At 62.2% G+C, this 6,784-nt stretch carries 6 protein-coding genes and 1 pseudogene; 5 read left to right on the top strand and 2 right to left on the bottom strand.

The features are described 5' to 3' along the window. Positions 1–63: 63 nt before the first annotated feature. Both EGJ22_RS20770 and argB read left to right on the top strand, forming a co-directional pair. Positions 64–1,437: pseudogene (locus tag EGJ22_RS20770) on the top strand (phosphomannomutase/phosphoglucomutase); the annotation flags it as partial. A gap of 30 nt (positions 1,438–1,467) precedes the next feature. Then, entirely contained in the window at positions 1,468–2,373 is a 906-nt protein-coding gene (gene argB, locus EGJ22_RS20775) for an acetylglutamate kinase (protein ID WP_009681993.1), read from the top strand. Between the two features lie 117 nt (positions 2,374–2,490). Here argB and pyrE read toward each other — a convergent pair whose 3' ends face one another. After that, positions 2,491–3,132 (bottom strand): orotate phosphoribosyltransferase, encoded by a 642-nt coding sequence (pyrE, locus tag EGJ22_RS20780; protein WP_009681992.1) that lies wholly within the window; start codon positions 3,130–3,132, stop codon positions 2,491–2,493. Positions 3,133–3,212: 80 nt separating this feature from the next. Here pyrE and EGJ22_RS20785 point away from each other — a divergent pair, with 80 nt between their 5' ends. Further along, entirely contained in the window at positions 3,213–3,992 is a 780-nt protein-coding gene (locus EGJ22_RS20785) for an exodeoxyribonuclease III (RefSeq protein WP_003253401.1), read from the top strand. Between the two features lie 202 nt (positions 3,993–4,194). On the opposite strand, the gene rph is transcribed toward EGJ22_RS20785, so the two are convergent. Next, positions 4,195–4,917 (bottom strand): ribonuclease PH, encoded by a 723-nt coding sequence (rph, locus tag EGJ22_RS20790; RefSeq protein ID WP_009681991.1) that lies wholly within the window; start codon positions 4,915–4,917, stop codon positions 4,195–4,197. 205 nt (positions 4,918–5,122) lie between these two features. Here rph and EGJ22_RS20795 point away from each other — a divergent pair, with 205 nt between their 5' ends. Next, the gene (locus EGJ22_RS20795) at positions 5,123–5,986 is read left to right on the top strand and encodes a YicC/YloC family endoribonuclease (RefSeq protein ID WP_009681990.1); all 864 of its coding nucleotides are present in this window, start codon (positions 5,123–5,125) and stop codon (positions 5,984–5,986) included. A gap of 13 nt (positions 5,987–5,999) precedes the next feature. Next, positions 6,000–6,620, top strand: coding sequence for a guanylate kinase (gmk, locus tag EGJ22_RS20800; protein ID WP_029885727.1), 621 nt, complete (start codon positions 6,000–6,002; stop codon positions 6,618–6,620). Positions 6,621–6,784: the final 164 nt, after the last annotated feature.

The raw sequence follows: 6,784 nt of genomic DNA on the forward strand, positions 1-6,784 counted from the left end.
TGCCCAGAAAGCCTTTGATTAATGGAGCTTCCAGAGATGAACGACATGGCCCACCTGGTCCCCGCCACATTGCCAGACAGCATTTTCCGCGCGTATGACATTCGCGGCGTGGTCGGCAAGACCTTGCACGCCGAAACCGCCTACTGGATTGGCCGCGCCATCGGTGCGCAAAGCCTGGCCCAGGGCGAACCGCAAGTCTCGGTAGGCCGCGATGGCCGCCTGTCCGGGCCAATGCTGGTGGAGCAACTGATCAAGGGCCTGGTCGATGCCGGTTGCCAGGTCAGCGACGTCGGCCTGGTGCCGACCCCGGCCCTGTACTACGCGGCCAACGTATTGGCCGGCAAGTCGGGCGTGATGCTGACCGGTAGCCACAACCCGTCCGACTACAACGGCTTCAAGATCGTCATCGCCGGCGACACCCTGGCCAATGAACAGATCCAGGCCTTGCTGACCCGCCTGAAAACCAACGACCTGACCCTGGCTGCAGGGCGTGTGGAAAAAGTCGAGATCCTCGACCGCTACTTCCAGCAGATCGTCGGCGACGTGAAGCTGGCCAGGAAGCTCAAGGTCGTGGTGGATTGCGGCAATGGCGCCGCCGGAGTGATTGCCCCCCAGTTGATCGAAGCCCTGGGCTGTGAGGTGATCCCGCTGTTCTGCGAGGTGGACGGTAACTTCCCTAACCACCACCCGGACCCAGGCAAGCCGGAAAACCTTGAAGACCTGATCGCCAAGGTCAAGCAGACCGGCGCCGACATCGGCCTGGCCTTCGATGGTGACGGCGACCGCGTCGGCGTCGTGACCAACACCGGCAGCATCGTCTACCCCGACCGCCTGCTGATGCTGTTCGCCCAGGACGTACTGGCACGCAACCCGGGCGCCGAGATCATCTTCGACGTCAAGTGCACCCGGCGCCTGACCCCGCTGATCGAACAACACGGTGGCCGGGCGCTGATGTGGAAAACCGGCCATTCGTTGATCAAGAAGAAGATGAAACAGACCGGTTCGCTGCTGGCGGGCGAGATGAGTGGTCACATCTTCATCAAGGAACGCTGGTACGGTTTCGACGACGGTATCTACAGTGCCGCGCGCCTGCTGGAGATCCTCAGCAAGGCCGAACAGAGCGCCGAAAACCTGTTTGCCGCCTTCCCGAACGATATTTCCACGCCGGAAATCAATATTGATGTGACCGACGAGGGTAAATTCAGCATCATTGATGCACTGCAACGCGACGCCGACTGGGGCGAAGCCAACCTGACCACCATCGACGGTGTGCGGGTCGACTATGCCCATGGCTGGGGCCTGGTTCGCGCCTCCAACACCACACCGGTGCTGGTACTGCGCTTCGAGGCCGACAGTGACGCCGAATTGCAACGTATCAAGGATGTTTTCCGTACCCAGTTGCTGCGGGTTGATCCTGAGCTGCAACTGCCGTTCTGACCGATTATCTGTTCCTCACAGGAGCCCTGCATGACCCTCGATCGCGATGCCGCTTCCCATGTAGCCGAGGTTTTGTCCGAAGCGCTGCCCTACATCCGCCGCTTTGTCGGCAAGACCCTGGTGATCAAGTACGGCGGCAACGCGATGGAGAGCGAGGAGCTCAAGACCGGCTTCGCCCGTGACATCGTGCTGATGAAGGCGGTGGGTATCAACCCGGTGGTCGTGCACGGGGGTGGCCCGCAAATCGGCGACCTGCTCAAGCGCCTGTCGATCGAAAGCCACTTCATCGACGGCATGCGTGTGACCGATTCGGCGACCATGGACGTGGTGGAAATGGTGCTGGGCGGCCAGGTCAACAAGGACATCGTCAACCTGATCAACCGCCATGGCGGCAGCGCCATCGGCCTGACCGGCAAGGACGCGGAGCTGATCCGCGCGCGCAAGCTGACCGTCAGCCGCCAGACCCCCGAGATGACCACTCCGGAAATCATCGACATCGGTCACGTGGGCGAAGTGGTGAGCGTGAACACCGACCTGTTGAACATGCTGGTCAAGGGCGACTTCATCCCGGTCATCGCGCCAATCGGCGTGGGTGTCAACGGTGAGTCCTACAACATCAACGCCGACCTCGTGGCCGGCAAGGTAGCCGAAGCGCTGAAGGCCGAGAAGCTGATGCTGCTGACCAACATTGCGGGCCTGATGGACAAACAGGGCCAGGTCCTGACCGGCCTGACCACCGAGCAAGTCAACGAGCTGATCGCCGATGGCACCATCTACGGCGGCATGCTGCCGAAGATCAAGTGTGCGCTGGATGCAGTGCAGGGCGGCGTTAACAGCTCGCACATCATCGACGGCCGCGTGCCGAATGCGGTGCTGCTGGAGATCTTCACCGACAGCGGCGTGGGCACCCTGATCACCAACCGCAAGCCGCGCTGAGTGATCGGTTAGCCTGTACCGGCCCCTTCGCGGGCGTGCCCGCGAATAGGCCAAAACAGGCGGCACAAAAAAGGCGACCTTCACAAGAAGATCGCCTTTTTCATTTCCAGGCCAGGATCAGATCCCGTACTGCGCCCGGTAAGCTTCGACAGCCGGCAGGTGCTGCTTGAGCTGTGGGTCGTCAGCCAGGAACTCCAGCACCTGGGTCAGCGAAACGATGCTGACCACTGGAATGCCGAAGTCACGCTCCACTTCCTGGATAGCCGACAGCTCGCCATTGCCACGTTCTTCGCGGTTCAGCGCGATCAGCACGCCGGCGGCCTTGGCCTGCTGGGCGTTGATGATCTGCATGACCTCACGGATGGCAGTGCCGGCGGTGATCACATCGTCGATGATCAGTACATCACCGGCCAGCGGTGCGCCAACCAGGCTGCCGCCTTCGCCGTGGTCCTTGGCTTCCTTGCGGTTGAAGCACCATGGCACATCGCGCTGGTGCTGGTCAGCCAGCGAGACGGCAGTGGTCGCCGCCAGCGGAATGCCTTTGTATGCAGGGCCGAACAGCACATCGAACGGGATCTTGCTGTCGACGATGGCGGCGGCATAGCAGCGGCCCAGTTCAGCCAGGGCGGAACCGGTGTTGAACAGGCCGGCATTGAAGAAATACGGGCTGGTACGCCCCGATTTCAGGGTGAATTCACCGAAACGCAGTACCCCGCGATCGATGGCAAAACGGATAAAGTCGCGCTGATACGGCTGCATGAATAGTCCCGGACACCACGGATTTAGCTAAATGGGTTGAGCTCGGGTATCATACACGCACGAGATTTATGGGGCCATTTATGCGGATCATCAGTGTGAACGTTAATGGCATTCAGGCTGCGGCCGAGCGTGGTTTGCTCAGCTGGCTTCAAGCCCAGAATGCCGACGTCATCTGCCTTCAGGATACCCGCGCCTCGGCCTTTGAACTCGATGACCCAGCTTTCCAGCTCGATGGCTATTTCCTTTATGCCTGCGACGCGGAGGTGCCAGCCCAAGGTGGTGTGGCCCTTTATTCGCGCATGCAGCCCAAGGCAGTCATCACCGGCCTGGGCTTCGAGACAGCCGACCGCTACGGGCGTTACCTGCAAGCAGATTTCGACAAAGTCAGTATTGCCAGCCTGCTACTGCCTTCGGGCATGAACGGCGACGAAGACTTGAACCAGAAATTCAAGTTGATGGACGACTTCGCCAAGTACCTGGACAAGCAGCGCCGCAAGCGCCGCGAGTACATCTATTGCGGCTCGTTCTACGTGGCGCAGCAGAAGCTCGACATCAAGAACTGGCGCGACAGCCAGCAGTCGCCTGGCTTCCTGGCGCCGGAGCGTGCGTGGATGGATGCGATCACGGGCGAGATGGGTTACGTCGACGCCCTGCGCGAAGTCAGCCGTGAAGGCGACCAGTACAGCTGGTGGCCGGACAACGAGCAGGCCGAGATGCTCAACCTGGGCTACCGGTTCGACTACCAGATCCTCACCCCGGGTCTGCGCCGCTTCGTGCGCAACGCCCGCCTGCCGCGCCAACCGCGCTTCTCGCAGCATGCGCCGCTGATTGTCGACTATGACTGGACGCTGACCATCTAAAGCCATTGGGGCTGCTTTGCAGCCCCGTTCGCGGGCACGCCCGCTCCCACAGGTACGGCGCTACCAGTGAAAGCGCCGCGATCGCTGTGGGAGCGGGCGTGCCCGCGAACGGGGCCACAGAAAATCTATTTGATCGGCCGCCAGATCAGCGGGCCCAGCAGCGCGGAGAGGTGGCAGAACATCTGCACCTCTCCGGCTGGTCTCAATCGGCCAGCGCCGCCTGCTGCAGCTCGAAGATTTCGGTCATGCCTTTCTGCGCCAGGGCGAGCATGGCGTTGAAATCTTCCGGCTGGAACGGCGCGCCTTCGGCAGTGCCCTGCACTTCGATGAAGCCGCCCGCGCTGGTCATGACCACGTTCAGGTCGGTTTCGGCAGCGGAATCTTCCAGGTAGTCCAGGTCGAGCACCGCTTCGCCCTGGTACATGCCGACCGAAACGGCAGCGATCATGTGCTTGAGCGGGTTACCGCCCTTGAGGCCACCGCGCTTCTTGATTACTGCCAGGGCGTCGCACAGGGCAACCATGGCACCGGTGATGGACGCGGTACGGGTGCCGCCATCGGCCTGGATCACGTCGCAGTCGACGTACAGGGTGATGTCGCCCAGCTTGCTCATGTCCAGTGCGGCACGCAGAGAGCGCCCGATAAGGCGCTGGATTTCCAGGGTGCGGCCACCCTGTTTGCCGCGGCTGGCTTCACGCTGGTTACGCTCACCGGTGGAACGCGGCAACATGCCGTACTCGGCGGTCAGCCAACCCTGGCCCTGGCCTTTGAGGAAGCGCGGTACACCGTTTTCCACGCTGACCGTGCAGATGACCTTGGTGTCACCGAACTCGACCAGTACCGACCCTTCGGCGTGCTTGGTGTAGTTGCGGGTGATGCGGATCGAGCGGAGCTGATCGGCGGCGCGACCACTTGGACGTTTCATCTGGGATACCTGTACTGGGACTTTGAATCTGGCGAGCATTATAGAGCCGCAAGCCCGGTGAGGACATGCCTATTGTCGCGCGCAGACGGCCCGTCGCCTTTTCCTACCCCGACCACCACCTACCGGTAACATAGGCCGATTGGGCGCCACGCCCCCACTGCGCTACAATCCTGCGCCGTTCACTTATCCAAGCGAGGTACTCCCCATGGTGCATAGCATGACCGCTTTTGCGCGTGTCGAGCGCGCCGGCAGCCAAGGCACCCTGGTCTGGGAGCTGCGTTCGGTCAACCACCGTTACCTGGAGCCGCACCTGCGCCTGCCCGAGGCCCTGCGCGACCTCGAAGGCGGCGTGCGTGAAGGCCTGCGCCAAGGGCTGTCACGGGGCAAGGTGGAATGCACCTTGCGCCTGAATGAAGACAGCACCGGCAAGCCGCTGAAGGTCGACCGCGAGCGCGCCGCACAACTGGTCGCCGCCGCCGAAGAAGTGGCCGGGCTGATCAGGCAGCCAGCCCCGCTCAACCCGCTGGAAGTGCTGTCGTGGCCCGGCGTGCTGGTAGCCGATACCAGTGACCCGCAGGCACTCAACGCCGAAGCCATGGCGCTGTTCGACGAAGCCCTGGCCGAACTCAAGGCCGGGCGCCAGCGCGAAGGCCAGGAACTGGCGCGCCTGATCAACGAGCGCCTGGACAGCATGGCCGGTGAAGTCACGACGCTGCGCGCACTGGTGCCGCAGATGCTCGCGGCGCAGCGGCAGAAAATTCTCGACCGCTTCGGCGACATGCAGGCAGAGCTCGACCCACAGCGCCTCGAGCAGGAAATGGTGCTGCTGGCCCAGAAAAGCGACGTGGCCGAGGAACTCGACCGCCTCAGCACCCACGTTACCGAAGTACGCCGTGTGCTCAAGGGGGGCGGCGCCGCCGGCCGGCGCCTGGACTTCCTGATGCAGGAGCTCAACCGCGAGGCCAACACCCTTGGCTCCAAGGCCTTCGACCCACGCAGCACGCAGGCGGCGGTCAACCTGAAGGTATTGATCGAACAGATGCGTGAACAAGTACAGAACATCGAGTAAGGCCACCCCAACCATGAACCACAACAGCGGCACCCTCTACATCGTCTCGGCCCCTTCCGGCGCCGGCAAGACCAGCCTGGTCAACGCCCTGATCAAGGAAGACCGGCAGATCCGCGTCTCGGTCTCGCACACCACCCGCGCCATGCGCCCGGGCGAGCAGCACGGGGTGAACTACCACTTCGTCGTGCACGAGGAATTCAAGGCGCTGATCGCACAGGGTGACTTCCTGGAGCATGCCGAAGTGTTCGGCAATTTCTACGGCACGTCGCGCAGTGCACTGCAGCAAACCCTGGACGAGGGCTATGACCTGATTCTGGAAATCGACTGGCAAGGCGCCCAGCAGGTTCGCCGGGTGATGCCCGATGCGTTGTCGGTATTCATCCTGCCACCGAGCCAGCAGGCGCTGCGCCAGCGCCTGGACGGGCGCGGGCAGGACAGCGAAGAGATCATCGATGGGCGCATGAAAGAAGCGGTCAGCGAGATGGTGCACTACGACGAGTACGACTACGTGATCATCAATGATGATTTCAATGCAGCGCTGGAAGACTTGAAAGCAGTGTTCCGCGCCAACCGCCTGGTGTTGAGGAAGCAACGGCAACGCAACAGTGGGCTGCTGAAAGAATTGCTCTCCTGAGAGACCGCACGGGGCTGCTTTGCAGCCCAATCGCCGGCAAGCCAGCTCCCACAGGTGCCTCACATTAGCTGAGAACTGTGGAGATCATGTGGGAGATTCTATGGTTCCTGGCAAGGGTAGCCGCTGCATCTTCAGTGCCTGTGAGATTGAGCGCCGCCCGCGCG

It is taken from the genome of Pseudomonas sp. p99-361, assembly GCF_003935475.1.
Taxonomy (GTDB): Bacteria; Pseudomonadota; Gammaproteobacteria; order Pseudomonadales; family Pseudomonadaceae; genus Aquipseudomonas; species Aquipseudomonas juntendi.

Coding starts and splice junctions, on each gene's coding strand:
- pyrE (WP_009681992.1), bottom strand. CDS start 3,132: ATGCAGCCGTATCAGCGCGACTTTATCCGTTTTGCCATCGATCGCGGG.
- argB (WP_009681993.1), top strand. CDS start 1,468: ATGACCCTCGATCGCGATGCCGCTTCCCATGTAGCCGAGGTTTTGTCC.
- EGJ22_RS20785 (WP_003253401.1), top strand. CDS start 3,213: ATGCGGATCATCAGTGTGAACGTTAATGGCATTCAGGCTGCGGCCGAG.
- gmk (WP_029885727.1), top strand. CDS start 6,000: ATGAACCACAACAGCGGCACCCTCTACATCGTCTCGGCCCCTTCCGGC.
- EGJ22_RS20795 (WP_009681990.1), top strand. CDS start 5,123: ATGGTGCATAGCATGACCGCTTTTGCGCGTGTCGAGCGCGCCGGCAGC.
- rph (WP_009681991.1), bottom strand. CDS start 4,917: ATGAAACGTCCAAGTGGTCGCGCCGCCGATCAGCTCCGCTCGATCCGC.